Source organism: Thermogladius calderae 1633, assembly GCF_000264495.1.
Lineage (GTDB): Archaea > Thermoproteota > Thermoprotei_A > Sulfolobales > Desulfurococcaceae > Thermogladius > Thermogladius calderae.
The window spans coordinates 932835-958697 of record NC_017954.1 but is presented as its reverse complement, the minus strand read 5'-3'; the positions used below and the strand labels follow the sequence as shown (position 1 = coordinate 958697).

Annotated in this window: 27 protein-coding genes; 16 read left to right on the top strand and 11 right to left on the bottom strand. The window is 58.3% G+C overall.

What is annotated here, in order from left to right; translation table 11 throughout:
• Window positions 1-11 precede the first annotated feature (11 nt).
• Window positions 12-587 carry a phospholipase D-like domain-containing protein gene (locus TCELL_RS05310; protein WP_238529058.1) on the top strand — a complete coding sequence of 192 codons (576 nt, stop codon included), beginning with the start codon at window positions 12-14 and terminating at the stop codon, window positions 585-587.
• 113 nt (window positions 588-700) lie between these two features.
• On the opposite strand, the gene TCELL_RS05305 is transcribed toward TCELL_RS05310, so the two are convergent.
• The 4 genes from TCELL_RS05305 to TCELL_RS05290 all read right to left on the bottom strand — a co-directional run bounded on the left by TCELL_RS05305 (window position 701) and on the right by TCELL_RS05290 (window position 5851).
• Window positions 701-1525, bottom strand: a complete 825-nt coding sequence (locus TCELL_RS05305) for a recombinase RecB (RefSeq protein WP_014737699.1) — start codon at window positions 1523-1525, stop codon at window positions 701-703.
• A 410-nt stretch (window positions 1526-1935) separates the two neighbouring features.
• A complete protein-coding gene (locus TCELL_RS05300) occupies window positions 1936-3258 on the bottom strand; it encodes a hypothetical protein (RefSeq protein WP_052307228.1) in 1323 nt (440 codons plus the stop codon).
• A gap of 461 nt (window positions 3259-3719) precedes the next feature.
• Window positions 3720-5075 (bottom strand): bifunctional hydroxymethylpyrimidine kinase/phosphomethylpyrimidine kinase, encoded by a 1356-nt coding sequence (locus tag TCELL_RS05295; protein WP_014737697.1) that lies wholly within the window; start codon window positions 5073-5075, stop codon window positions 3720-3722.
• On the bottom strand, window positions 5072-5851 hold the full coding sequence (locus TCELL_RS05290; protein WP_014737696.1) for a sulfide-dependent adenosine diphosphate thiazole synthase: 780 nt from the start codon (window positions 5849-5851) through the stop codon (window positions 5072-5074). Before TCELL_RS05290 ends, TCELL_RS05295 begins: the two co-directional genes overlap by 4 nt.
• Before the next feature lie 423 nt (window positions 5852-6274).
• On the opposite strand from TCELL_RS05290, the gene TCELL_RS05285 reads away from it, so the two are divergent.
• From TCELL_RS05285 to TCELL_RS05220, 15 genes are all read left to right on the top strand, one after another.
• A complete protein-coding gene (locus TCELL_RS05285) occupies window positions 6275-6943 on the top strand; it encodes a hypothetical protein (protein ID WP_157864715.1) in 669 nt (222 codons plus the stop codon).
• 63 nt (window positions 6944-7006) lie between these two features.
• The gene (locus TCELL_RS05280) at window positions 7007-7243 is read left to right on the top strand and encodes a hypothetical protein (RefSeq protein ID WP_048163233.1); all 237 of its coding nucleotides are present in this window, start codon (window positions 7007-7009) and stop codon (window positions 7241-7243) included.
• A 592-nt stretch (window positions 7244-7835) separates the two neighbouring features.
• Window positions 7836-8465, top strand: coding sequence for a CRISPR-associated CARF protein Csa3 (gene csa3, locus TCELL_RS05275; protein WP_014737693.1), 630 nt, complete (start codon window positions 7836-7838; stop codon window positions 8463-8465).
• A gap of 133 nt (window positions 8466-8598) precedes the next feature.
• Complete coding sequence (locus tag TCELL_RS05270; protein WP_014737692.1) at window positions 8599-9024, top strand: hypothetical protein; 426 nt, start codon at window positions 8599-8601, stop codon at window positions 9022-9024.
• Window positions 9025-9033: 9 nt separating this feature from the next.
• On the top strand, window positions 9034-10110 hold the full coding sequence (gene cas7a, locus TCELL_RS05265; protein WP_014737691.1) for a type I-A CRISPR-associated protein Cas7/Csa2: 1077 nt from the start codon (window positions 9034-9036) through the stop codon (window positions 10108-10110).
• A gap of 6 nt (window positions 10111-10116) precedes the next feature.
• Window positions 10117-11046: a Cas5 family CRISPR-associated protein gene (locus TCELL_RS05260; RefSeq protein ID WP_014737690.1), complete on the top strand. Its 930-nt coding sequence runs from the start codon at window positions 10117-10119 to the stop codon at window positions 11044-11046.
• Between the two features lie 54 nt (window positions 11047-11100).
• Complete coding sequence (locus TCELL_RS05255; RefSeq protein ID WP_014737689.1) at window positions 11101-12294, top strand: hypothetical protein; 1194 nt, start codon at window positions 11101-11103, stop codon at window positions 12292-12294.
• A gap of 64 nt (window positions 12295-12358) precedes the next feature.
• A complete protein-coding gene (gene cas3, locus TCELL_RS05250; RefSeq protein ID WP_014737688.1) occupies window positions 12359-14191 on the top strand; it encodes a CRISPR-associated helicase Cas3' in 1833 nt (610 codons plus the stop codon).
• On the top strand, window positions 14182-15072 hold the full coding sequence (locus tag TCELL_RS05245; protein ID WP_157864713.1) for a CRISPR-associated endonuclease Cas3'': 891 nt from the start codon (window positions 14182-14184) through the stop codon (window positions 15070-15072). The genes cas3 and TCELL_RS05245 overlap by 10 nt, the downstream gene beginning before the upstream one ends.
• Before the next feature lie 386 nt (window positions 15073-15458).
• The gene (thiC, locus tag TCELL_RS05240) at window positions 15459-16802 is read left to right on the top strand and encodes a phosphomethylpyrimidine synthase ThiC (RefSeq protein ID WP_014737686.1); all 1344 of its coding nucleotides are present in this window, start codon (window positions 15459-15461) and stop codon (window positions 16800-16802) included.
• Entirely contained in the window at window positions 16783-17292 is a 510-nt protein-coding gene (locus TCELL_RS05235; protein ID WP_014737685.1) for a hypothetical protein, read from the top strand. The genes thiC and TCELL_RS05235 overlap by 20 nt, the downstream gene beginning before the upstream one ends.
• 272 nt (window positions 17293-17564) lie before the next feature.
• Window positions 17565-17966 (top strand): type II toxin-antitoxin system VapB family antitoxin, encoded by a 402-nt coding sequence (gene vapB, locus TCELL_RS05230; protein WP_202945689.1) that lies wholly within the window; start codon window positions 17565-17567, stop codon window positions 17964-17966.
• Window positions 17953-18171: a type II toxin-antitoxin system VapC family toxin gene (locus TCELL_RS07570; RefSeq protein WP_052307227.1), complete on the top strand. Its 219-nt coding sequence runs from the start codon at window positions 17953-17955 to the stop codon at window positions 18169-18171. The genes vapB and TCELL_RS07570 overlap by 14 nt, the downstream gene beginning before the upstream one ends.
• Window positions 18084-18344 (top strand): PIN domain-containing protein, encoded by a 261-nt coding sequence (locus TCELL_RS07415; protein ID WP_202945688.1) that lies wholly within the window; start codon window positions 18084-18086, stop codon window positions 18342-18344. The genes TCELL_RS07570 and TCELL_RS07415 overlap by 88 nt, the downstream gene beginning before the upstream one ends.
• 627 nt (window positions 18345-18971) lie before the next feature.
• A complete protein-coding gene (locus tag TCELL_RS05220; RefSeq protein ID WP_014737681.1) occupies window positions 18972-19658 on the top strand; it encodes a hypothetical protein in 687 nt (228 codons plus the stop codon).
• Between the two features lie 63 nt (window positions 19659-19721).
• Here the strand turns inward: TCELL_RS05220 and TCELL_RS05215 are convergent, their stop codons facing one another.
• The 7 genes from TCELL_RS05215 to TCELL_RS05185 form a co-directional block, all read right to left on the bottom strand.
• Window positions 19722-20357, bottom strand: a complete 636-nt coding sequence (locus TCELL_RS05215) for a biotin transporter BioY (RefSeq protein ID WP_014737680.1) — start codon at window positions 20355-20357, stop codon at window positions 19722-19724.
• A gap of 82 nt (window positions 20358-20439) precedes the next feature.
• Window positions 20440-21477: a D-ribose ABC transporter substrate-binding protein gene (locus TCELL_RS05210; protein ID WP_014737679.1), complete on the bottom strand. Its 1038-nt coding sequence runs from the start codon at window positions 21475-21477 to the stop codon at window positions 20440-20442.
• 112 nt (window positions 21478-21589) lie between these two features.
• Window positions 21590-22555 (bottom strand): ABC transporter permease, encoded by a 966-nt coding sequence (locus TCELL_RS05205; protein WP_014737678.1) that lies wholly within the window; start codon window positions 22553-22555, stop codon window positions 21590-21592.
• 3 nt (window positions 22556-22558) lie between these two features.
• A complete protein-coding gene (locus TCELL_RS05200) occupies window positions 22559-24082 on the bottom strand; it encodes a sugar ABC transporter ATP-binding protein (RefSeq protein WP_014737677.1) in 1524 nt (507 codons plus the stop codon).
• Window positions 24083-25027 carry a ribokinase gene (rbsK, locus tag TCELL_RS05195; protein ID WP_014737676.1) on the bottom strand — a complete coding sequence of 315 codons (945 nt, stop codon included), beginning with the start codon at window positions 25025-25027 and terminating at the stop codon, window positions 24083-24085. It abuts the gene before it with no gap.
• Between the two features lie 105 nt (window positions 25028-25132).
• Window positions 25133-25561, bottom strand: a complete 429-nt coding sequence (rbsD, locus tag TCELL_RS05190) for a D-ribose pyranase (RefSeq protein WP_014737675.1) — start codon at window positions 25559-25561, stop codon at window positions 25133-25135.
• Between the two features lie 29 nt (window positions 25562-25590).
• On the bottom strand, window positions 25591-25860 hold the full coding sequence (locus TCELL_RS05185; RefSeq protein ID WP_014737674.1) for a histidine phosphatase family protein: 270 nt from the start codon (window positions 25858-25860) through the stop codon (window positions 25591-25593).
• Window positions 25861-25863 lie beyond the last annotated feature (3 nt).

Here is a 25863-nt window from a genome sequence, read left to right as displayed (position 1 = left end):
TGTTGAGGGGCGTGGGCCTGGGCGCCCTCGTGGCCGTCTTCATCGCCGGCCTGGTGGTGGGCTACTACGTGGCTCTACACGTGGCGGGCCCCGGGGGACAGCAACCCGCGGCGCCCGAGGGGGGAGTCTTCTTCCTGCCCGACAGAGCGTACTACGGTAACCTCACCTACTACCTGGACAGGGCGAACAAGAGCGTCTACGTCGTGATGTACGTCGTCAAGTACGACCCGAGATACCCCGACGACCCGGTGAACAAGCTGTTGAGGAAGCTCGTAGACCTCTACAAGAAGGGCATAGACGTGAGGGTGGTCGTAGACGACCAGACGCTAATTAGCTACCCCGACACCATCAACTACCTCGTCCAAAACGGCGTGCCCGTAAAGCTGGACGAGTCGAAGAGCGTCACCACACACGCCAAGATAGTCATCATCGACGGGAAGTACGTCTTCATAGGTAGCCACAACTGGACCGAGAGCGCGCTGACGAGGAACCACGAGACGACCCTGCTAGTCGACTCGACCAAGCTGGCACAGGAGGTCACGAGCTACTTCGAGAGCGTATGGAGTAGTGGGAGGCCGCCCGCGTAGCACCCGCCCACACGAACCTCTGAGACCTCTTTTAACGCACACCCCCAGAGCCCGCCTGGTAGGGTGGGCTAGACACCACCCGGGCCCCGCCGCGTCCTGGAGTGCCGGGGCCCCTACTGCTGCCCCTGGGCCTGGGAGGCCCTCGACTTCTCCTCCACCGCCGCGGCTGTCTCCGAAAGCCTCTTCAGCTGTGCGGCGAGGCCGCTGACCGCTGCCTTGAGCTCCCTGAGCTCCTCTCTCAGAACTCTCGCAGTCTCCACCAGCCTACTGCTCTCCTCCAGCGCGCTGGCGAGGCTGCGCCTCCACACGAGGACCTGCGCCACCCTCCTCACCGATGAGTACTTGACCGCCCACCTCGGCAGTACGCCCGCCCTCCTCAGCTCCTCGATTTTCCTGGCGAGGGCCTGCGCGTCGATGCCCAGCTTACCGGCCGCGTCGCCGATGTCGGCCGACGAGGCTATGGCCTGCAGCACTTCGAGGTGCTCCTGCTTGAGCTGGGGGCTGTAGCCGTAGAATACCTCTAGGTAGTCCGTCAAAACTTCTTCCACGACCTCCCTCATAAGGGAGTAGAGCTCCTCGCTCTCCACCAGGAAGACGTCCGACAACTGGACCACCCTGACACCCAGCCTCTCCGCGAGCTCCCTGGCCGCGTCGTCCGAGAAGCCCTTGCACACCACCATCGGCTTGGCGTTCACGAGCAGGGCGTTTACGTAGGCCTGCCTGACACCGCTCACGTCGAGCCTCCCGGCCTTCACCTCGACAGCGTAGACGTTCCCCTCGGAGTCCTCGGCGATCGCGTCGACCTCACCCACCTCGACCCCGTTCACCACCACCCTCCTCCCCGTCTCCAGCACCCTGAAACCCATTTCGCCGAGAACGCTCAGCGCGATCCTCTCGCTGGCCATCCACCGCCTCTTCGCGGATATGCCCGACGCCATAGGCAGCACACGGATCTATGAGGGCTTAGCGAGGTAATAAACGGGCAGGGTCGCCGGAGGAGCAGTGGGGTAGGGCCCCGCCGCATGTACCGGCCCACCGTGGGGGTGCGGCTAGGCCTTTATACCGGTGAAACGGGGAAACTGTTATAAGGGCTGTGACGACGACTCCACGACTCGGAGAGGGGATGAAGGCTTGTTGGGGGGCCTCTGAGCCGGGGGTGAAGAGGGCTGCAGGGCTGAGGGGTGAAGTGGTCGCGCACTACTGACCCCCTCTCTCCTGTCATGCTTTAAGGGGTGTGTGACATAGTAGGTTACTGGCCGGGATGAGGCCTAGAGGCCGCGTCCCGAGTAGTGAGGGCTGTCTCGGGGATCTCGACCGGCTCCCCGCCTGCGCCCATGGGCGCGGCTGTCTACGCGGCTGTCTCGGCCCTTCTAGACAGGGTGAAGTCCTTGAACTCGCCCAACCTGCTGAGGGCGAACTCGGCTAGCAGCCTCGACAGCTCGTCCTCGCTGAGCTCGAGACCCAGCCCTCGGAGGGCCTCCCTCACCCTCCTCAAGTGCCTCGAGGGCTCCTCCACGGGCTCCGCGAACTTCGCGAGCTCCTCGGCGAGCTCCCTTAGTGCGCCGGGCTCCCCGATCCTCACGCCGTCGTAGACCACTATCCCCGAGGACTCAAGGTCGGAGCGGACGTAGCCGGGTAGCCTGGGTGAGGAGACGAGGTAGAACCTCCTGGGGTCGTAGAAGGCCTTGTAGAACTTGACGAGCTGGGCCTCCGTGACCCTCACGCCCCTCCTCTCCCCCTCCGCGACCTCTCTCACCACGCTGGGGTCCACTCCGAGGACGTCGGCCAGCCCGCTCCAGAGGCCGGACAACCACCTCCTGAACCACTCGCTGAAGCTGAGAGACGGGTTCACGGGCCCCTTGAGCTCCCTGGTCCTCGCGTACCAGTCCTCCAGCTCCTTGCACTCGACTATCACGTCCGGCCGCTTAACGGGAGGCCCGTTACTAGAGAGGTCGACTATGTCCAGGACCAGGCCTGAGTAGACCATGATGTCGGGCCTCAGGGTAACGTAGAACCTCCACACCCTGCTCAGGTCCTTGAGGCCCCTCCAGCCCAGGGGCCTAGGGGCCTCCAGGAAGAAGCTGAGGACCCCCTCGTCCAGCTCCACGGCCAGGTTGGGGGGTATGGAGCCAGAGGCCTGCTTCCCCTGCCTGTCGAAGTAAATGAACTTGTGCTCCGGGTACACTATTCTCGCCCCGTGCCCGGCGAGGTGCTTGACCACCGATGCGAGGACGTAGACCTCGAAGACTATCCTGAGGTTAGACCTCATACTAGAGCCCAGCGCGGACCTCGCCTTCGACGCGTACTCTGTGATGGTCGTCTTCCTCCTGAGGAGGTCGTAGGTGTAGAGTGTGATCTTCTTCTTCAGGTGCTCGAGAGGGTCTCTCGAGAAGTCGCTGGTCTCCCTGGGCAGGGCCCAGCCCCTCCCGCCGAGGTTCGCTGTGACCTCGGAGAGCAGGCTGTTCAGCTCCTGGACGTAGCGGCGGGCCCTCTCCACCTCCTCAAGGGGGACGAAGGAGAGGGCAACGCACTCCTGGAACTTGTCCAGCAGCTCCTCGCAGCCCTCGGTGAGCGAGACCCTCGAACCCGGGAGGAGCTTGGCGCACCTCCTCAACTCGGCGAGCGCGCCCGCGCAGTGCCTCATAGCGTTGACGGCGCTGCTCCGGGCCAAGGACCCACGCCCCCAAGACTCCTAGTAGCCGTGCCGGGCTAATAGCTTAGATCCTCCTTGGCCGGCGGTGGCGAGACACCGGAGGGTCTCCATAGACAAAGGTGATCCGTGCGTATTACGAGGGCCGTTGTTTGCGGGTCCGTCTAGCGGCCCGAGACCACGGCGATTCTACCTGTACACCCACCTCAGACTCGGCTCGAATAAAGCGGCCTGCGAGAGCACGCACTTGCTGAAACCAAGAGCTCTCTGCACTAGGAGTAGTAAGAGCGCGGACCTCAGGTGCGCGACCCTGCCGGAAGAGTCGCGAAGAGCCGCCTGTAGCCAACCTAGATAAGAGCTGCTGGGCTTTCCAGCTCTACGCCGCCCCTGCGAACCCCGGTGGTAGACTGAAGTAAGCAGTGTACTCCTTTTCCGCGGGGTCGCCGGGACTCTAGGTTCCACCGGGTGGATAAGCCTCGGCTTCAGCCTGTCTTGAGGATCGAGAGCAGTTTCGTCACCGCGTCCACGGCGTCTTCTCCGAGGACCCTGACCATGGGCTCCTTGCCGACGTCCCCTACGTCGTAAATCAAGTCGGGCTCCTCCCCGCCGGCGAGCCCCGCGATCCACTCCATGCTACCCCCTTCGCGGGACTTCAGCTCTGGGGGCTCCAGCCTCCTGTCCACGAACACAACTCTTAGACCGGCTCTCCTAGCCCTCTCCACCAGGTCCTCGCCGTACCTTACGTTGACGGCCCCCCTCACCTTGAGCCCCCTCTTGACCAGCGCCAGTACGAGCCTTGCGAGGTGGCTCGAAGCGCCAGTCCTGACATCGCCTACTTTGACAAGCCTGCCCCCCGCCCTGACGATCCTCCCCTCTACACCAACCACATCGCCCGGGCTCGTAGCGTAGAGCGGGTGCGGCGCCTCCACCACGTTGATGCCCACCTCCGGAGCGTAGGGCATTACGAGGGCCTGGTTCTCTAGGAGGGCCTCCACAGCCCTCCTGACGTTCTCTATGGCGGCGTACTTGTAGGCCGGCACCTCTAGGTAGGCCATCGGGTTCACCGGGCAGTGGCCGCCCCCGACCCTGACCCCGTACTTTATAGCGTAGTCCATGAACCCCCTAGCCATCTTGACGGCCTCCGGCAGTTTCAACCCCCTCGCCAGGAAGGCCGTTACCGCGGCCGAGAATGAGCAGCCGGCTCCGTGGAGGCAGCCCGACTCGATCCTTTCGGCCTCGTACAGGTAGTAGTCGCCCTCGTAGAACAGTACGTCGACAACCCTGTCCGCCTTCAAGTGGCCCCCCTTGACCACGACCGCGGGGACGCCGTACTTATCGTGTATGGCCCTAGCCGCTCTCTTGGCGTCTTCGACGGACTCGACGGGGAAGCCCGCGAGGACGCCGGCCTCGCTCGCGTTCGGTGTGACCAAGAGAGCCTGGGGGAGCAGCCTCCTCGTGAGGGCCTCTAGCGCGTCGTCCCTCAGTAGTCTCGCGCCGCTCTTGGCCACCATGACCGGGTCCACGACGAGCCTGATCCCGAACTCCCCCACGGCATCGGCGACGGCCCCCACTATCCCGGGGTTGCTCAGCATACCCGTCTTAGCGGCGTCCACCCTGATGTCCTCTACAACGGTCTTGATCTGCAGGTACACGAAGTCGGGGGGCAGGTCGTACACCCCCCTGACCTCCCGGGTGTTCTGGGCTGTCACGCTCGTGATGACGACTGTGCCGTAGACCCCCAGCGCGCTGAAGGTCTTCAGGTCCGCTTCAACGCCGGCCCCGCCGCCGGAGTCGCTGCCGGCGATGGTCATAGCCACGGGTATTCTCCAGCTCGTCACTGCGGGACACCCAGGTCTCTGGCGATCGCCTCCGCCACCTTCCGACCCGAGAGGAGCATGCCCGTGAAGATTGGGCCCATTCTGTGGAGTCCGTGGACTGCCGCCACCGACATCCCCGCCACGTAGAGCCCCGGGACCATCCTACCCGTGTACTCCACGACGTCCCTCTCGGCTCTCTCGGCGAAGCCGGACCTCTCGCCGGGAACGGCGACGCCGGCGACCCTGTTCTTCCTCGACAGTATGCTGACCAGCACCGCCTCGTGCCCGGTCGCGTCCACAACAGCCCTAGAGAGGGCGAACAAGGGGTCTACGTGCAGGCCGGCGGCTGTTATAGCGCTCCACTTGAACATGACCCCGACCACCCTGAGCGGGTTGTCCCTGACCACGAGGTCCTCGACCTCGGCGCCTAGGATGATCTTCGCGCCGGAGTCAAGGGCGCCCGCCGCCAGCTTGCTCATGAGCTCCGCGGAGTCCACGACGTAGTAGCCTGCGACACCCGCCGCCTTGTACCTCACCTTGAAGTCCCCGAGGACGGGGAGAGCCCTCTCGTCGACCACGACCTTGTGGAACAGGCTGCCACCGCCCCCGATCCCGCCCCCGTAGCTGAGCCTCTTCTCCAGGACCACCACTTTGAGGTGCTTGTCGGCCAGGTACTTAGCGGCCGTCAGACCCGAGGGCCCCGCACCCACGACCAGCACGTCGCTCTCCGAGAGCTCGACCAGCTCCCGCGCCGACTCCTCCACTACAAGCCTGGTTATAATAGACTCGAGCTCCAAGGAACCCACCCACAAACACTACGTTATAATCAGGTTAATAAGACTCCTATAACACGTTTATCATACGTCCCCTACGGCGAACAATGTGTGAATGCTTGGGCTAGACCATGCCGTTACGCCATTTCTCGAATATGGGCATAGCTATGATAATCATTCGAGGACGTCGCTCTCCAAGCACTCAGGTCATGAAACATTATTACTATATGGGCAAGCGAGCCACCGCTACGCGTGAGTAGCCACCAGTAGTATGGGCAGTACTCCGAGCTCAGGTAATCAAAAGGTGAAGCTGAGAACACCGTATTTGTACCTTGTCATACACACCAGGGTTAATAGTGTCTTGGGGTCGGCGTCGCCAGCTGGCAAAAGACTATAAGCTCGCTTTTCAATTCACACAACTAGATGGCGGGGGTTTGGTTGGCTGGGGTGGGAAAGTACGGCTGTATCGTGTTAACAACCCGAGAGTGGTTTGACAGGTGTCTTGAGACCAGTTGCGAAGTTTTTCACTTTCCTCCTGGCAGGCAACCTCCAGGGATTAAGAATCTTACTGAGGGCAGCGTGTGTCTAGTGCTGGCGAAACCATCGCCAAGAAGTCCTAGGAACGAGTGGGAATTCCTCGGGGAGTTCACAGTTGAAAAGGTTGCCCGCGTCGATGCCAGCGAGTTCGAAGAAAAGTACTGTGCGCGTGCCTTTGAAGTTGGCGAAGCACCCTTCTCGAGAATTGGAGAGTGGGCCTGGGTCATACAGTTCAGAGGGCTAACTGCGTATAAAAGGCCTGTAAAGCTGGGAGAGTGTGGCGATATCGTGCCACAGGGGAGGAGACCTCTAAGTGAGTGGCAAATACACGGCTTCACGCTCATAAGGCCCGGGATCATCGATACTATTATCAATGGCATAAGAGACAAGGCGGCGGGGGTTCTTGTCGCCACTGCTAGGTTTGACGTGGAGTCCCCGCGAGAAAGAGGCTACATCTCCGAGACTCCGAATCATCGCAGGCTGGTGGAAATGGTTCGCGACATAGGAGAGTGGCTGGGCTTCGTAGTTAAGGTAGAAGAGAAAACGCCGGATGGTCTTTATATATTGGATGTTACCTAGAGAGACGCCCCCGGGCACGCCCCACTAAAGGCTTTCGAAGTAGACGTCAAGGGAAACGTAGACGTGGCGCTGGCCAGGTTGGCGCACGCAAAGGATATGTGGAACTGCGAGCAACTGTACCTGGTCGTAAGCGACGAGGCCAAAGCCTCAAGAGTCATGAACCTCGTCGAGCCGCGCCTCAGGGCCTCCTTTGCTAAGATAAAAGACAGGCTCACCGTGTTAGGCTACGAGGACATAGTAAACCTCCACAGTAGCCTAGAGAAGTGGAAGGACCTCCTAGCGAAGCTATCAAGGAGATGAGACGAGACTCCCGCATAAAGCCTATCACTCTCCGCGTAACACTCAGCTGTCTGGGAAGACCTAGCTGGGGCAACCACCAAATGGGCTCGTTGGTAGAGCGCGAAATAGTTGTGTTTACAATAGTGACTGACCGTGCGCGTCCCCTGCTTTAAGCCCCTTCCCATCTCCATGTATGCAGGCTGTCCCGGAAAGCGTTTAGCACGACCTTTGTCTTCAGGACTAGTCTCTGAGGTCTGCTACTCCGGCCCTCAGGATTTCAGCCGGGCCCTTCACCAGCGCTTGGCTTCACCTTAACTGACCTAAGCGTCTTGCCCTCGAGGAGACCATAGCCCCCCTGCGAACTCTCCCGCAGAGCTTAATGCGCCCCTTTCGCGTTAGGCGGAACACCAGCGTGCCGCCGGGCTCACGCTAAGTCCTGTGAAGCCCCTCAACGAGAAGTCCTCGCCGAAGTCCGGGGAGCGCCTCAAATAGCTCCAGAAGAGCCCTGGTCTTTAATGCTTGCCCGCGAGCATACTGTCTCGTGAGAGTTTGTGTTGCGGCTACTCGATCAGGCTATAACTGGGTGTTTCAGATAATTGATGTGGGGTGGGCGATGCGTTATCTAGTCGCCAGCTTCGGATTCGACATAGATTTCGTATTTAGGGAGATGGCCTCTGGCAAGTTCGATAAAGTCTTGTTGCTAGCGCTCAAGACTGCTAGAGGCTTTGAAAGGGTACAGAAGGCCTTTGCTACGCTCTCATTAATCTGCACATCGATGAGAGTGGAGTGCACCTTAGAGCCCGTAGTACCCGATGAGAAGATGCTGAGGTCTGTTTACTCGACGTTGCTCAAAGCCGCTTCCGAAGCTCAGGAGTTAGAGCTCTACTTGACGGGAGGCCCGCGAATGCTCGTCACAGCTCTCCTCGTGGCAGCACTAATGTTACCCGGGGAGCTCGCCGGAAAGGTGAGAGTGGTGGTCGAGGGAGAGGGCTTTGACTGCGAAATGCGGGTTGACCCGCGCGTACTGGCCGAGAAACTCAGGCTCGACGAGAAGAGCGCTAGAATAGTGAGCGCCCTAGAGGCCGGGAGAGCCAAGCTCTCAGAGATCGCCAGGGAAGCAGGTCTGCCCAAGTCCACCACCCATAGGAGGCTTACCGAGCTAATGGAGTCCGGGCTTGTCCAGGAGGTCGCTACGGGGGTTTACTCGAGCAAGCCGCACGCAACTATAACGTGCAGGGAGTAGTGTTTCGGGTTTTGGAACTTCAGTCATTACCGATCTTGTTCCAAGCTATTGTATAATCCCATCACTTGAGAAAAGTTTATAAGGAGACCGCTACAGAGTATATAGTAGGGCCAAGGGTGCCCTGGGTGGAATAATGTACCCGGAGATAATCGAGATACTCGCCTTCCTTGGAGCGATAGGCGACTACAGCTACATAGACCGAATCGGCAACGCCGTTGACGAAGTAACCCTCATGGAGTCCGTGAGGGATGCCATCAGGGCCTACTACACCAACTGTCTGGGAGAGACCAAGTGCGTCATTTACGATAAGGAGAAGAACCTGGGCGTGTACTGCCCAAGCATTGACGCAGAGAGTATTGATAAAGCCGTGTCAGTGATGCTCGCCAAGCTCGGCAAGTCGACTAGGGTGGAGATGATAAAGCTGTCAAGGGAAATCGCGCTAAAGGCATACGCCGAGATACCGGTGGTCAGGGATAAGCTTAAGTGTAGCCAGCCCGCTCAGCAAGCGCAACAGCCAACCCAGCAAGCACAACAGCCAGCTCCACAGGCACAGCAGTAGGGTGGGACCGTGATCTTGTCGCTCTCCCTCTCGGTTAGGGTCGCCGTTAACGCTGAAGCGCTGAACATGGCGGAGGCCGTTGGCAACTATACCAGGCACCGCAAAGCCCCCGTAGTCTTGAAGACCGAAAACGGCTATACAGTCGTATACGTCCCAGCCGTCAGCGGAGAGTCACTGGCGCACAGCTACCAGCTACTCCTAGCACAAATAGCCAAGGAAAGGGGTCTACCCGTGACCAGAATGGATGAGCTAGGCTACTTCTTGAAGTTCTCGGATGACACCGTGGTAACAACGTTCTATGGTGGCGAACTCACGCGAGTCACAGGCTCAGCAAGTGTTGATCAATGGCTCAAGAGTGCCAATGCTGCTGCAATAGAAAAGGCGTTTGTGAAGGCAAGCGTGGTCGCAGACGTCGCCGGCTTCCTCTACACGCCGAAGACCGTGAAGAGGAACTCGGCGATCAGGTTCAGCTACATGCTCCCAACACTTGACGCCATTGAAGGCGGCGGTGTTGCAGTTGTGCCGCAACTCCACACGAGGTACTCGCCACCCGAGCTTGCGGGGGCTCAGAAGCTCTTCTACATCGAGAGCGGTACAGCCGTCTACACGTTCTCAGCCGAGCTCGTTGCAAGCGATATTTCTAGGCTGTATTACGGCGAGCTAGACCAAGACCTGAAGAAGCAGGCACCCGAAAGGGCAAAGGCGGCAGTGGACGCCCTCATAGCTATGGTCGACGGCATGGTCTTCGGGGCCAAGCGGTCTAGGTACACACCAGTGTGGGAAGTCAAGAGCTTAGTCGCCTCCTTGAGCAAGGGGCCGGTAGAGTTCGTCACGAGCCCCGGTATCACGCGGGACTATATCAAGAAGACGTACGAGAGAGCTGTGTCGCTTACAAAGATCCTCAACGAAAAGGGTAGTAAAGAGACCATCAACATATTCGCCTATAATGGAGAGGGTTTAGAGGAACCAACAGTAGCGGGTCAACTGAAAGACGTGACGTTCGAGAAAGCCTCAACGCATACGGAAGCCTTAGAGAAGGCTAGGGAGAAGCTAGCTAAGTTGCTCGAACTACTGTTCATGGTGTAGCAGCAGATGGTCTCCTTGAGCGCGATTAGGGTTTTTTACACCGAGGCCCTCCTCTCCTGGGGCTTTGTAGTCAGGCACAGGGGGGCCTCGGCCGCACAGCCAGCCTATGTCCTCCCTCCGCCCACTACTGTTGTGGGGGCTTTCGCGTACCCACTTGCTAGGGTCTTGGGGCTGAATCCCAACGCTGAGAGCGAGGTCAAGTGGGGGGATGGGAGGTTGATATCGTCGACCATGAAGGTGTTCCTAGAGGCGACGATAGCGGCCGCGGCGGGGGTCCGCGCGCACCCCCACAGCACGGGCCTCGCAACGGCACAGGAGCCTGGAAGAATCATAGCCAGCCCTTACAAGGGCGACACGGAACGCGGGAGAATAAAGACGGAGCCTTTTGAAAGCGCTATCCCGAGGGCGATGCCGGTACAGGGAGTCGGGGCCACGTATGCGCCAGGCGTGACAGTTGGATTGGCGTGGGTTGTAGATGGTGATAAGCTAGCTAGGGAATTGGGGATACAGCTTGAGAAGCTAGACGCTGTTGCCGAGAAAGCTCCATTCGGCGTCGTGAGGCTGGGGAGTAAAGAGGGTTTTCTAGCAGTCGATTATTCGAGGTCCATGTACGTCAAAAACGTAAAGTTGCTTGGACCCGGGGACAAGTTTCGAACCTGGCTATACGTTGACAGCACGTGCGTAGAGTCTCTTGACCCGGTAGCTACGCAAGTGCTACCCATGCCAGACCTAAACTATAGGTCGAAGCGCTACTACGTGCCATCGCAGCTCGCATCGCATAACGTTGTAGTCCCCCTACCCGAACACGTTCTGCCGCTCTTTAAGCTAGTAGAGCCCTGCAGGGCAGTACAGGCACCAGAAGTCGAAGGACTTGTGGTGGTGATGAGCTATGACAGTAGTTCTCACTCCCAAAAAGGTATTAGCGCAGAGCTGTAGAACCCCACGAGACGGTATGTGCTCCCTTAGCCGAGATGCTCGTGGGGGTTAGCCATGAGCACTACAAGCATAATCGATGTCCAAATTCTCGGCGAGAGGAGCATTGGAAGGTACTTCCAGGCTGCGGCCATAGGAGCGGTATACGACAAGCTCCCATCCCACACAAAAAGTGAGATCCTAAATGGCTTTGAAACCGGAGTAGCGCGGCTCAGTGTAACCGATTTTGACACGCTATGCAGGGAGGTAGCAGCGTTCCTGAATACTAATGTATGTGATGTGAAGAGAAGTAGGCCCAGTCTCTATAAAGCTGGTAATACGTCCGATAAACAAATCATTGCGAACGCTGGAATCGACATTACCGGAAAAGACTTTTGCAGCGCGCTTGTAGACTTCTACCAGAACGGGGGCTTAGTGAACAATGCCGCAATAACCACTAGCGTGCCAATGCTGCTAAGGACGTACGTGTTTTCAGCATATAAAGAAGGAGTGTTGGCAAGTAAAGAAAAGATAAACGTCGGGTCACTCTACCTCGCCTTAGCGGGCAGCGTGATATCGATTACTGGAAAGGTCACTAAGATTGTAGGTGGTGAGAGGAAGATCTACGACTTATTCCTAGTCCCGGACGCGTCCGCCGCTTCGTTATCGGCAGCACCTCTCATGTACTCACTTATGCATGTGGGTGCTGTTGTTAGACAAAAAGTGGGCGGTACGCCGTCTATCGAGAGCTACTTGAGACATGCGTCTCAAGTGGAAAGCCTCAGCCTAGAGCTGGCGGTTCTACTGGCTTTTACAATGCTCGCCTACGACGCTTACAAAACCTACAACTTGATCAGTTCAGCCAGCATTCTCTACGATAAACCAGAGGCGTTCAGGCTGATCAACATAACCGGAGCCGGACAGCAGAGACCCCAGGTCGTGTGGGAGAGACCTCTAACGCTCACACACGTACTGAGCATGCTCGACTCTAAGGGCGCACTGGCCTTGGTGAAGTACCTCGATAAAGCAATCGGCCACCTCAAGAACTTGGCGGGTAAAATCGAAAACCTCGACAGTATTATAGCTAGCTGCATCGAAGACTTGTTTGCCTACGTAGAGACGTCTTTCATCGACGCGCTGGCCTCGTGCGGCAGCAGGCTCGCAAGGGTCTATGACAAACTCTACCTTGAATGCGCTAAGGACGATAAAGTGGCTTGCAGTGCCGTCAATGACTACGCTTCGCTGCTAAAATTGCTCTCTAAGCTGGCTTAGCTAGCGAGGTCTCTGTATGGAATACCCCGAACAACTCAGTAGTTTTTTCAGCTCTCGACAAGCCTTGAAGGAGCTAGTAGAGAAGTTCGTTGAGACGAAGACAGTAGTGCTTATTGCCCCTACGGGCTACGGCAAGACCCTAACCTCTCTGTGGCTCTTCGAGGAGGCTTACCACGGGAAGATAGCGGCGGGGCTCATTCACGTAGTCCCCTACAGGGCGCTCGTGAAGGAGATCTACCTCGAGAAGTTCAAGAGGTACTACAACGGCTCCGGCTACCAGTCTATGGACGACGTTGACCCTCAAGGTAAGTCCCCCTACTTCCTCAAAAAGCTAGTGGTCACGACGCTCGACAGCTTCGTCTACAACCTCTACAGGGTCCCTGTTGCAGAAATGTTCAAAGTCCTCGGAAAGGAATTTGTAACGCATGGCCACTACTATCCTCTCGAGCTCTCGATAAACACCTCCACAGTGGTTCTCGACGAGGCGCACATTTACCTCGGCGGTGACGCCTTCGGACGCGAAGAGGACTCCTACACTGCCCTACTCGCAGCGCTGAGGTACCTCTTAGACTTAAATCTACCGCTCGTGGTAGAAACGGCCACAATGCATAGCAGTATTATAGAGCAGCTAGTGAAGATAGCGGAAGGAAAAGACCGCAGGGTCCCAATTATATACGTTGGTTGCGGAAACACACAACTGGACAATCTGGAGAAGCTGGTAAAGAACGGCGAGCTTATACGTATATGTGACAGCGGCTTCGAGGGAAGCCACCGAATAGCCTGGAGAACGTACTTCGTAGACCCGAGCGACTTAGTCGGTAAAGTAGAGATATACTGTAGTAAAGAGCCTGTGCTCGTAATCAAGAACACCGTGAAGTCTGCTGTAGAAACCTACAAAGCCCTGGTAGAGAGAAAAGCATGCGGCGGCGACGTTGTGCTCATCCACGGTTTGCTCAGCAACAAGGACAGGGATGATGCACTGCGGAGAATTAAAAACATCTTAGAAAACTGCCGTGGGGCGGTAGTCTCAACGCAGGTCGTCGAGGCCGGGGTAGAGTTCGGAGGCAGAGTGCTGTTCACAGACCCGGCGCCAATGGAAAACCTGGCACAGAGAGCTGGAAGGCTTTGTAGAGAGACATCTCCGCTTTTCGGCGCGTGCAAGGAGAGGGGGGCAGAAGTCCATATAATCATGCCAAGCAACAAAACAGCCGATGAAGTCGCCAAGGAGTTCGCGAACATGTACGATGAGAAACGCGTGCGTGGCTCAATTGAAAAAATAAGCGAAGTTCTAAAAAGCGGAGAGGAAGTAGAGTGGAGACTCCTCAGCAACAGAGATGGTTACAGGAGCTTCGCGGAGCTACTAGAGGAAGTTGGCGCGGGCAGGATCCTAGAATACGCGGCTATGTCTAAGTCTACAATTCTTGAAAGCTACTTGAAGAGCGATGCACAACCGGACGATCTCGCCACCATACTAGAAAAAGGGTACGTGAAACAATTAGCAAGGAGCGGCGTGCTTGTATCTGTGGTTGTCAGCAACGTGCGTGTCGGAAAACCAGTGAACTACAAAAATCTAGAGGTTGTGGCTGTAGAGTTATCAAAGCTCATAGAGTACGAGGAGAAGAGCGGGTACAAGTGTCTCGAAACAGAAATTAAGAAGGAAGAGGGGAGTGAGTCCAGGTACCTCAAGGTTTTAATCGTGAAGCGCGTTAACAACATCGAGGTTTTCGAAGAACGCACATCTAAAGACAGTACTCGCAACCTGATGAAAGCTAACCTCATCCAGGCGATCAAAGGGTTGTACCCAACTGCCAAGCGTGGCGAGAGCTTTGAAGGCGTCTACTTGAAGGCAAAAGAAGGTTGCTACAAGAATGGGGAGGGGTTGTTATTGTGGCAGTAGACTGCCCCAACCTTGTTGAGAATAATTGGCCTCTCGCTTACGCCGACTGCGGGCAACAAATCATTGTCCCGCTCGTGAATCACCTCCATGACGTTGCGGAGACCATGGTATGCTTGTTTAGAGACAGACTAGAGGTCTTAAAGAGTGCTCTAGGCAACAAGCTACCCGAAGCTCTCGACCCCCTTAAACTGGCCTACTGCGCCGGTGTTTTGCACGACCTTGGTAAGGCCTCTGGGTACTACCTCGAAGAATTCAAGAAAAACTATCGGAGACAGAGTAAGAAGGAGCTCACGTTCCCCCTACACGAGCACGTAGTTGGAGTAGTATTAGAGTGGCTGGCGCTTCGCGAATCTAACGAGCACTTGAAGGCCTATTACGACCTTCTAGCAAAGGTCGTGAGCAGACACCACGCAGCACAGCCCGGCAGGCACCCCGCAAAGGTGCTCCTTAGTGAGGACGCGGAGAAAAACGCAGAGGTGATGGCCAGGGCCATCAAAGGCTTTACCAATCCACGTGTCAAGACCTTCCTGAACAAGCTTGAAGGCGTGTGCAGGAACTCGAATTATTGCGGGCAGTGCTCAAAGGTGCTCGAGGTCATGAAGGCGGTTAAAGGCACAGAGTTCGAGAACGTTGCTGCGTACGTAGGCACTTACGCGAAGTCCTACACGTCGCTCGACAGTCTCTCTGGATATCCCAACGTTGACAAGGCAGTCCTTCACAGGCTTGTCACGTCTATTACAGGCGCCCTAATAGTTGCTGACAACCTAGTAGCGGATTATGAGAGGAGGACGAGCAGCGACGAGGTAGGGAGGCTGTATGTCGAGTACTGGAAAGTAGAGCTAGCAGACGAGCTAAAGCAGTGCACGGGGACCAAACCTTAGGTCCTTCACGCTTTTTTATTAAGGCTCCTGCTAAGACAGTCGTGCTATAACCACCACTACCTTACCTTCACTACCTTACCTTTTATCAATCTCCTTGTACAAAGGGAAAACACTTCGCGTAGTCACCACAGCAAAATGGGCAAGCATCAGAGCATAGACGACCCAACCAATAGAGATGCCCAGGGTCATAGTTGTAATTCACTTTCTGAGGCGTCTTGAACCACGTCTCCGTGGTGGGGGACATTTCCATCATAGAAATGTAGTAGCAGGCAGGCTGGATGGTGTCTCAACCTTGTGAGGGGAGAAGTAAGCCCAGCAAGGTGTTATAACCCGGTTATTGATCTGTTTATATCCTGATTATAATATACCTGTAATGCGGTGGGTTTATGACCCTGATCTTGGAGGCTAGGTCGGGGGGCGAGGTAGACTTCATTAGGGAGGTGGCCTCCCGGGAGGGTGTCGACTACTACCTGCTGAGGCGTAGGGTCGCGGCTGGCCGAGTAGTTATACCGAGGAACAACAGGAAGAAGGGGGCTAGGCTGGTCGGGGTCGGTGAAGGGCTTACGACCAAGGTCAACGTGAACGTGGGGACGAGCGGCGTCTACGTGGACTACGAGCTGGAGGAGAGGAAGGTGGAGCTCGCCTTGAGGTACGGGGCGGACACGCTGATGGACTTGAGCACGGGCGGCGACCTCGACTACGTGAGGAGGAGGCTCATAGAGAAGTCGGGGGGAGCGCCCTTCGGCACAGTCCCCACCTACCAGGCATGGATAGAGGGCGTGAGGAGGTACGGTAGCGTGGCGAGCATACCCCCTGACTGGTTCCTCGAGGTGGTGGAGAGGCACTTGCGGGACGGGGTGGACTTCATGACCATACACGCGGCCGTAACGAGGGACCTCGCCTCCAGGGCGGTGAAGAGCAGGAGGGTCATGCCCATAGTGAGTAGAGGCGGCTCAATGGTCTCCGCGTGGATGCTGGAGACCGGCAGGGAGAACCCGTACCTCGAGAACTGGGGGCAGGTACTGGAGCTGTTCAGGGAGTACGACGCCGTGATAAGCCTGGGCGACGCCCTCAGGCCGGGCGCGACGGCCGACGCCCTCGACGAGCTCCAAGTGGGCGAGCTGCTCTTGAACGCCAAGCTCGCGCGAGAGAGCGTGGAGAAGGGGGTCCAGGTGATGATCGAGGGCCCAGGCCACGTGACGCTAGACAAGGTGGTGGCGGACGTCAAGCTCGCGAAGTCCCTCTCGGGCGGTGTACCCTACTACGTGCTAGGCCCCCTCGTAACGGACACGGCGGCCGGGTACGACCACATAGCGGCGGCGATAGGGGCAGCCCTAGCGGCAGCGGCGGGCGCAGACCTGATATGCTACCTGACACCAGCCGAGCACCTCGGCCTCCCAAACGAGGAACAGGTCAAGGAGGGCCTGATAGCCTCCAAAATAGCCGCTCACGCCGGGGACCTAGTCAAGCTCGGAAGGAGGGCGGCTCTACCGGACGTCAAGATGAGCGTCGCGAGGGCTAAGCTCGACTGGGAGTACCAGCTGAAGAACGCGTACGACCCGGAGAGGGCAGCGGAGATCAGGGGTCAGTTCGGCGGTGCCGCGTTGAAGTCCTGTACAATGTGCGGCCAGTACTGCGTATTCCTACTCCTAGACAAGTACACGCGGGGCAGGAGGGAGCCCTCGGTAGAGGAGCTACTCGAGAGGTACGGTGAGGGCCTTGAGCTCTGAGGAGCAGAGGCGCGGAGTCTCCTGGGTATGGAGCACGTGGGTCAAGGCACCGCACCTAGAGGGCGGCGAGATACTAGTAGCCTCCGCTTGCCTGCCCGTTGTAAACCCGGAGCTGTTCGAGAAGCTCTCCAAGAACCGCGCGGTCCTACTGGCCTGCCCGGAGCGGGAGAGCGCAGCCTACTACGGCAAGCTCGCTAGCATGATAAGGTCCACGAAGCCGAGGAAGCTCGTTGTCGTGACAATCGACGGGAGCCCCCACTGCTTCGCCCTCCAGGCGTCGGTGAACGAGGCGGAGTACATACTCGGAGAGAAAGTCGACAGAGAGCACTACGTGGTAGTAGACGGAAGAGAGCTGAAGAAGATATCGCCCAACGCCGTCAGGGTGGCGAGGTACCTCAGCATAGTCAACGAGCTCGTGGAGAAGAACCCCGAGGCGCTCGAGGAGCTGGGGAAGCACAGCAAGGAGTACCAGCGAGCCCTAGAACTCTGACAGCCCGCCGAGAGCCCGGGCCTGTCGAGCCGCCGCCCGTGTTACCGAGCGAACGAGGGCCACGTGGAGGTCTGAGACCACCTTTTCTTCTCGGCCCGGCGCCCCTCACACCCTCTACCCGGGCGGTCGCCTCACTCCTGGTACTACTGTGGAAGCACCTTGTCAGCCACCGGTACAACAGGCGGCCGAGTCGTGTAGAAGCACTACCAGCCGTTATGAGTACGGGGTTTAACTGCCGAGCGGTCTCCCCCCGCGCAACACAGGCTTAGACAGTGCCCCAGGCCACGGGGCTTCTTTCTACTACAATAAGGGGGGTTGACGCCGCGAGGTACTCGGGGCTCGGCGCTCGTGTAGCAGCGTCGCTCAGTGAGGTTTGCTATGTCTACACTACTGTAGGCATGTGCGTTTATAATCTAGTAGTTGGCTGGTATAAAGCGGGTTGTCCGTTGAAGACGGTAGTCGTTTGTGTGAGAGTTAGAGAAGAGGTTAAGAAGCTGCTTGAGGAGAGCGGTGTTGACATTAGCGAGGAGGTAAAGAGGTTTCTCGAAGAGCTCGCAGCAAGGGTCAAGACCAGGAAGTACGTGAAGGTCTGGGACGAGCTGTTAAGCAAAGTCAAGCCGGCCGAGGAGGGCTTTTCGGCACTGTCCGTGAGGGAGGACCGTGAGAGTCGTTGACTCGTCCGCTCTGGTGAAGTACTTTACACGTGAAGCCGGGTGGGAGAAGGTCAGGGAGTTATTAATGGATGGCGTCGTAACCCTCGACCTCGCCGTTAAAGAAGTCGCGAACGCCCTATGGAAGAGGGTTACCAGGGGCGAAATCGACTACAACGTAGCGCTCACTATATTAGGGCTCTACTGGAAGACGCTATACCAGCTGTAGACGAGAGGGACTACCTAGCTGGTGCTTTCGAGCTCGCCTCAAAGCACAAGACAACTGTGTACGACGCGCTCTTCATAGCGCTAGCCCTCGAGAAGAACACTGAGCCCGTCACCAGCGAGAGCTCGCAAGCCACCGCGGCGGTCAAAGCCGGCGTTAGAGTAGTCGTTGTCTAGAGGGCCTCCCCCCAACTCTCTCAAGGACACGCCGGCACTACGAACCCCCAGGCCGAAGCCGGGGCTTTTCTAGCAGCCGTTCCTCTAATCGGTCGCGCCGCGTCTAAGGCTTAATTCTCGTCCTCGTCCAGTACGAGGACTGCTGCCCAGTATCTTGGAGCGTTGTAGAGCGCCTCGCCGCCCTCTTCAGCAGTGTGTTTGACGATGCTCTCCGCGGCTTCTCTGTCCTCCCGTGAGAGGCCTCCAGGGCACGGGGTGGACCGCGCTAGCTGGCCCCGCTCTCAGCAGCCCTAGGGGGTTAAGCACGACGCCTATGCCGCTCAGCACCCTAGTTCCGGCCTCAGAGAGACGCAGTGGCTGTACAGCGCTCCTGTAGCCAGGGGTAGTTGGGCGACGTTGTACACGAACGTTTACGCACAGTTCTCCGCTGACCTCGCCCCCACTTTTTCGCCTAGCTCTACGACGAGGGTGAGGTCCGCGGCCTCGGCCAGGCCTTGACCCGTGTGGAGGTCACCCTGTTTATCCTGCGCGGGGTCTCAACCCTCCTCAACCGGCTGCTCCGCCCTCGGGGTGGGCCCCTGTAACGCTTAAAAGGCTGTAATCTTGTAATACTGTAATGGGGTAAACATGAGCGGGGAGAGTTTCTCGGAGAAGATGAAGGAGTTCTTGGCTAGAGTTAGGGGGCTTGTCTCCGAGACGGAGAAGCGGTTCGAGGAGCTCTACAGGGAGGGTAGGGAGGGCGAGGCGGTCAAGGCCCTGGCAGAGGGGCTCGAGAGGATCGCGAGGGAGATCGCCGAGATCAGCAAGTTCCTAGAGGCCAGCCTCGGCCAGGCCCAGAGGCAGGGGTTGGAGAGGGAGGTCGAGGAGTTCAAGTCGAGGATCGAGGCCGAGCTAGACGAGCTTAGGAAGCACATCGACAAGGTGGTGTCGGAGCACAAGGGGAGGGCGGCTGCGAAGGCCGCGGAGCTCAGCAGCGCGTTCTCGAAGATGGTGGAGGAGGCGCTTAGGCACACGGCGAGGACGGCCGAGGACGCCTTCAAGAACCTCCGCGAGGTCTTCAGGGAGGTCACGAGGGCGGTGGCCGAGACCGTGGTCGTCTCGGCCAGGATCCACAGTAGCGACCTGGAGCTCATAGACAGGCTCGTCGACGCCGGTGTATTCAAGAGCAGGAGCGAGGCCGTGGCCTACTTCACGAGGAAGGGTATTGAGGCGAGCAGGGACTGGATAAACAGGGCCCTCGAGCAGGCCGAGAGGATAAGGGAGCTGAAGAGCAGCCTGAGGAGGGAAGTGGAGGGCTACCTGGGGAGGCAGTAGGGACCTCGGGGGAAGACGCCCACCGGCGGCCTGTCGGAGTTAGGGGTTGGCGCAGAGGGCTCTCTAGGGCGACGCGTACTCTTTCAGCTCTTTGAGCAGCCTCGCCCTCACTTTGTTGGTGGCGACGACCAGGACGGCCGCCGCGAGCGCCTTGAGCAGGTCCCATGGTATGAATATGAGCACACCGGACACGAGCCCCGCCACCAGGGCTGCGGCCAGACTGGTTCTAGCCACAGCCGCGAGCCACGCCGTCAAGTAGGCGTAGCCGGCCGCGTAGATCACCAGTGTCGAGACGAGGGAGGACAAGACGAGCTTCCTGGGGGTCAGGACCCTCCCGGACGCCAGCCTCCCTCCCACGAAGCTGGCCAGTAGGAAGCCTACTAGGTAGCCGAAGGTGGGGGAGAACACGTATGCCGGCCCACCCCCGTAAGCAAACACCGGCAGGCCCGCTAGGCCGAGGGCGATATACGACAAGACGGGCCTCCAAGCCCTCTCCCTTAACACGAGGATGATGTAGAGGAGTACGAGCGTCTGCAGCGTGAACGGCACGGGGGACAGGGGGGTCGCGAAACGGGCCTTGCTCGAGGCCGCGAGCGCTAGGACGCCGAGGGCGACCTCTAGGACTTCGTACCCAGCCCGTGCTAAAACCCTCGAGACACCAGCCCGGGCCGAGACCTCAACGTACTCCTGCCGCGACAAGGCCCCGCACCCTGGTACACCTAATGGGGGGCCTGGGTTAAAAAGGGGGTTTGAGGTGAGAAGGGGAAAAATGGTAAGGGTTCTACGGGGCTCCAGGCAGCGGCTTAGGCGTGGAGACCTCCTGCTGGAATGTGTCGGCGTTGGCCTTCGTCACCACGACGGTCGGTGTGGGGATCCAGTCTGCGGGCGGGTTCCAGTTCTGGGTGACCCTGTAGTACGCGGCCAGGATACCCCAGTAGCCCTGTAGGAAGGGCGACTGGGCTATCGTGGCGTACATCTCTCCCGCCTTCACGGCGGCGACGGCGTCTGGGATGGCGTCGTAGCCCACTACTATGATGTCCTTGCCCGGCGTGAGCCCGGCCCCTTTGATGGCCTGTATAGCGCCGAGCGCCATCTCGTCGTTAGCCGCTATCACCGCGTCCACTTTCTTGGCGGCTAGTATCGACTCCATCTTGCTCAGGGCCTCGTCCCTCCTGAAGTTGGCGACCTCCTCCGCGACGATCACGACCTTACCCTGCGATACAAGCGGGTCTAGGACGTTGTGGAAGCCCTTGTTCCTGTCAATGGCGGCGGTGGTGCCCGGGATACCGTTGAGTATCACGACCTTCCACGGGGTCGGCTTACCGCTCTCTGTGAGGGCCTGGATCAGCGCGTTGGCCGCCTGCTCAGCGCCCTTAACGTTGTCGGTACCGATGAAGACGAACCTCAGGGTCTTGTCGGCCACGTCACGGTCAGTCGTCACGACAGGTATGCCAGCACTCTTAGCCTTGCTCAGCGACGGCTGGATGGCCTGTATGTCCGTTGGGTTGACGACGAGGGCGCTGAACTTCTGGCCCACAGCCGTCTCTATCTGGTTGGACTGGAGCGAAGGGTCGTCTTTAGCGTCGTAGACCACCATCTCTATGCTGACTCCCTTGTTCTTGAGCTCGTTGACAGCCGCCTGGGCACCGTCGCGTAGAAGCGCGAAGTACGGGTTGCCTAGGTTGCTTATGAAGAGGCCTACCTTGATCCCAGAGGGCTTCTGGCTACTGTAGTACCAGTACGCGAGCCCGCCGGCAACGGCGATGACGACAATAGCTATAATGACGTAGGTTATGGTTTTAGACAGGGCCTTACCCATAGGACTCAACTGTCGCACTTTAAATAACTAGTTTAGCCTGGTAGTATATAAGTCTAACTTGAACACGTGTTCGTACTTACAGAAAATAGAATACGTGTTTACCGAGGTAGCCCTACTTGACGTAGCGGAGCCCGCGGGTCAGCGTGAGGGCCGCTACACCTAGTATGAAGCCTTTGACCACCCACTGGAGGTACGGGTTCACTCCGAGGAGGATGAGTATGTTCGATATCAAGGTCAGAATGTACGCTCCTATGAACGAGCCCACGGGCGACCCGACACCGCCTGTGAGTTGTATCCCGCCTAGCACCGAGGCTGCTATGGCGTCGAGCTCGCTACCGTAGCCTGTCCACGGGTAAGCGGCCTGGAGCCTGGCGTCCATCATCAGGCCGGCGATGGCGTAGAAAGACCCCGCTATCGTGAACACGGCGATCTTGACGTTGTCCGCGTTCAACCCGGAGTACCTTACAGCCTCCTCGTTGCCGCCTATAGCGTAGACCTTCAAGCCCAGCGTGGTCTTCTTCAGTATGAAGTACGTTAAGGCGGTGAAGGCGATGAACAGCCAGACCATGTTGGCAAGGCCAGCTGTCTCGTCGGTGAGCCACTCGTAGCCCACCAGCCCGTATATGGACGTCCCGCCCGTCACGAGGAGGACTAGGCCTCTCGCGGCGACCATGGAGGCGAGCGTCGCGACGAAGGAGGGGATCTTCGCCTTGGTCACAGCCAGGCCGTTGACGAGGCCGATCAAAGCACCCACCCCGACCCCGATCAGCGCGCTGAGTACTAGGGGGAACCCGTAGACGTTGCTCGCGAGCGCGGCTATTAGGCCTGCGAGCGCCATTGTCGAACCGGGCGATAGGTCGATACTCCCCATCATAATGATCATGGACTCGCCTAGAGCTAGCATGACCAGGGGCGAGGCCTGTAGTAGGAGGATCTTCTGGTTGTAGACCGTTAGGAAGTAGGGCGAGATCACCGCTGAGGCGAGGTACAGGACTAGCAGCGCTACGAGAGGCTTAGACTCCTCGAGAGACAGAAACTTCCTCACGAGAGCAGACAGGCTGGTCCCCTTTAAGCCCACGGCTCAACCCCCGTAGCCGGACATCAACTTCACGACCTTGTCTCTACTTACTTCTCCTCTACGTAAATAACCCTTGACCTCCCCCTTGTACAGAACGAGTATCTTGTCGGAGAGAGTAAGAGCCTCGTCGACGTCTGAGGTCGCGAGGATGATCGAGTGCCCCTCCTCGGACAGTCTGGCGATGATCCTCCTGATCTCTACCTTGGCGCCGATGTCTATGCCCATCGTGGGCTCGTCGAATATGAGTATCCTGGACCTGCGTGCCAGGGCCTTGGCTATGACCACCTTCTGCTGGTTCCCCCCGCTCAAGTTGGACACCTTCGTGTACAAGGAGGGCGTCTTGATGTTGAGCCTTCTAACCCAGTCGCTTGCTATAGTCTCCTCCAGCGAGTTCTTCCTGACGAACTTGTCGACGAGGTCTATTGACGGCAGTAGGATGTTGTCTTTCACGCTCATGAGAGGGACGATGCCCTCCAGCCTCCTGTTCTCGGGGAGGTAGAAGATCCCCAGCCTCGCGGCGTCGAGGGGGCTCTTCACCTCCACTCTCCTCCCCTCAACCCATATCTCTCCAGAGACCACTCTCTGCATACCGATCAGCGACTTGGCGAGCTCGGTCTTACCAGAGCCTAAGAGGCCTAGGACCCCGAGTACTTCGCCCCTCATTAACTCGAAGCTGATGTTCTTGAGAGGCACCTCAGACGGCCTAGTCGGCTGGGTGCTGAGGTTCTTGACTACTAACAGGGGGTGCCCTGTAGTCTCGGAGACCGGTTTATAAGCGTAGAACTCTGAAAGGCTCCTGCCCAGCATTAGGGAGACCACTTCGGACGCGTTGGTCTCCGCGACTCTCTTAGTGGCTATCTTCACCCCGTCGCGCAACACGGTGACCCTGTCGGCGATCTTGAAGACCTCGTCGATGTAGTGCGTTATGTACACGACTGCCCTCCCCCTAGACTTCAGCTCTCTTATCACGCTGAACAGCCTCTCCACCTCGCCGGGTGTAAGGGCGCTCGTGGGCTCGTCGAGGCAGATAACCTTAGCGTCCTCCGCGAGCGATCTGGCTATCTGCACCAGCTGTTGCTCCCCTACCCCGAGGTCTCTCAGCTTCGTCGAGGGGTCGACGTCCAAGCCGACCATTTTAAGGTACTTGACGGCGTAGTCGTCCAGCTCCCTCCTACTTATAACAAAGCTAGACGTGCGGCCACGCGACATCCTCGACACGAATATGTTTTCCGCTACTGTGAGGTTCGGATACACCATGAGCTCCTGGTGTACGAGGGTGATACCGTGCTTCTTGGCGTCGGCCGGGCTCCTGATCCTCACCTGCCTCCCGTCGACGTAGATCTCGCCTCTGTCAGGGGGGTGTATACCGTTAAGTACCTTGACAAGCGTGGACTTCCCGGCCCCGTTCTGCCCCACTACGGCGTGGACTTCGCCGTACATGACGTCGAAGTCGATGTTGTTTAGGGCCACGACGCCCGGGAATGTCTTGGTCAAGTTGACGGCTTTGACCGCGGGGGGTGTGCTCATCTAGGCCACCACGACCGGCTCGTACTCCTGGAACTCCCTCCTCTGGGCGAAGACGTCTAGGTCGGCCCTCCACGGGAGCCCCGTCTGGGCGCCCGGCTTCGTCACCTTTATAGCCGCTGCCGCGACGCCTATTTTCACGGACTCCGGGAGGGGGAGGCCTGCGGCCAGCCCGTACGCCAGGCCGGCGTTGAACGCGTCCCCCGCTCCAGTCGTGTCTACCACGCTCACCCGGAAGGCCGGGAACAACAGTGCGTGGTCTCTCGCGACTAGGACCGCTCCCTCAGACCCCATTGTAACGACCACGTGTTCTACACCCATTTCAATTAGCCTCCGACCCGCCTCCACCGCGCTCTTGACGTCGGTGACCTTCACACCCGTGAGGAGCGAGGCCTCCGACCTGTTTGGCGTGATGACGTCTACGTGCCTCAAGACCTCTCCACGCAAACTGCTCGCGGGCGCGGGGTTTAGCACTACGTAGTCGACGTACTCGGCCGCCTTCGCGAGCGAGTACTCGACTAGCTCGATGGGTATTTCCAACTGGGTGAGGAACACCCTGGAGGAGGAGAGGGCTGGCTCAGCTCTATCTACGTCCCCTCTCGACAACGCGTAGTCCGCCCCAGGGTCGACGGCTATCATGTTCTCGCCTGTCTCGTCGTTGACGTAGATGACGGCTACACCGGTCTCGTACTCGTCCGTGAACGTTATGTAGGAGGTGTCGACGTTGTTCGACTTGAAGTTGTCAACGAGCATGTCCCGGAAGCTCCTACCGATCTTACCCACCATGAAGGTCTTTACTCCCAGCCTCCCGCAGCCCACGGCCTGGTTAGCGCCTTTACCCCCGGGGAGTATCGTGAAGCCGTGTCCCAGGATCGTCTCGCCGGGGTGCGGGAACCTCTTAACTCTAATTACGAAGTCCACGTGTATACTTCCGAGGACTGTTATCATTAACCTCACGTTAACGGACTTTAAATAACTCTTTATACTCGTGCGATATATACGTTTAGCTTTTTCTACTACGTGTAGTACTTTAGGTGGGCTGAGACCCCACTCCTAGAAGGGGACGCCAGCGACTAGAGCTATGTTAGAGTACGGCGTGTACTCGCCCGTCCTCACCACGAACCTGGACGAAGCCACGTACACGGCCTTGAACTCCTCGTGAGGCACGTACTTCAGCTCGAAGTTCTTCCACGACGCCTTGTTGGCCTCAATCAGCTCGAGTATCTTCTTGTGCATCTCGGGGTTCCGGTCTTTTATCTCGTTGGCTAGAACGGCTCTCTCGACCACCACGTTGCTCAGCACCACCCCCAAGACCTCTAGGAAGCCTGGCTTCCCCGGGGCGAATGCCAGGTCTATCCTCTTCTTGCCAGGTGGTATGGGGAGTCCTGCGTCTGCTATGACAAACACATCTGTGTGCCCGAGCTTGGATAGCTCGTAGAGGAGCTCGGGGTGTATGATCGGGGTCTTCAACAAGGCCCTCACCCCACTTCCTAATCTGCCCTTAAGCTATATTACTTTAACCCCGGGCCCCCAGCCTCGAGAGAGAGTAGTAGGTAAGTCTCACCCAAGAGCTCCTTTCCTAAAATCTTCCTAGCGTTTTCGTGGTCTGTCACCAGCACTCTCTTCTTGCTCACCAACTCCCTGAACAGGTCCTCGGGGAGTACCCCCCTCGCCCTTTCTAGGCTTATCGAGGCCTCCTCGACGCACTGGTGAATGTCCGCTATGAAGTGCCTCGGGAACGGGGGCTTGTACTCCCTCGGGGTACACCTGTAGACCTTCACTTC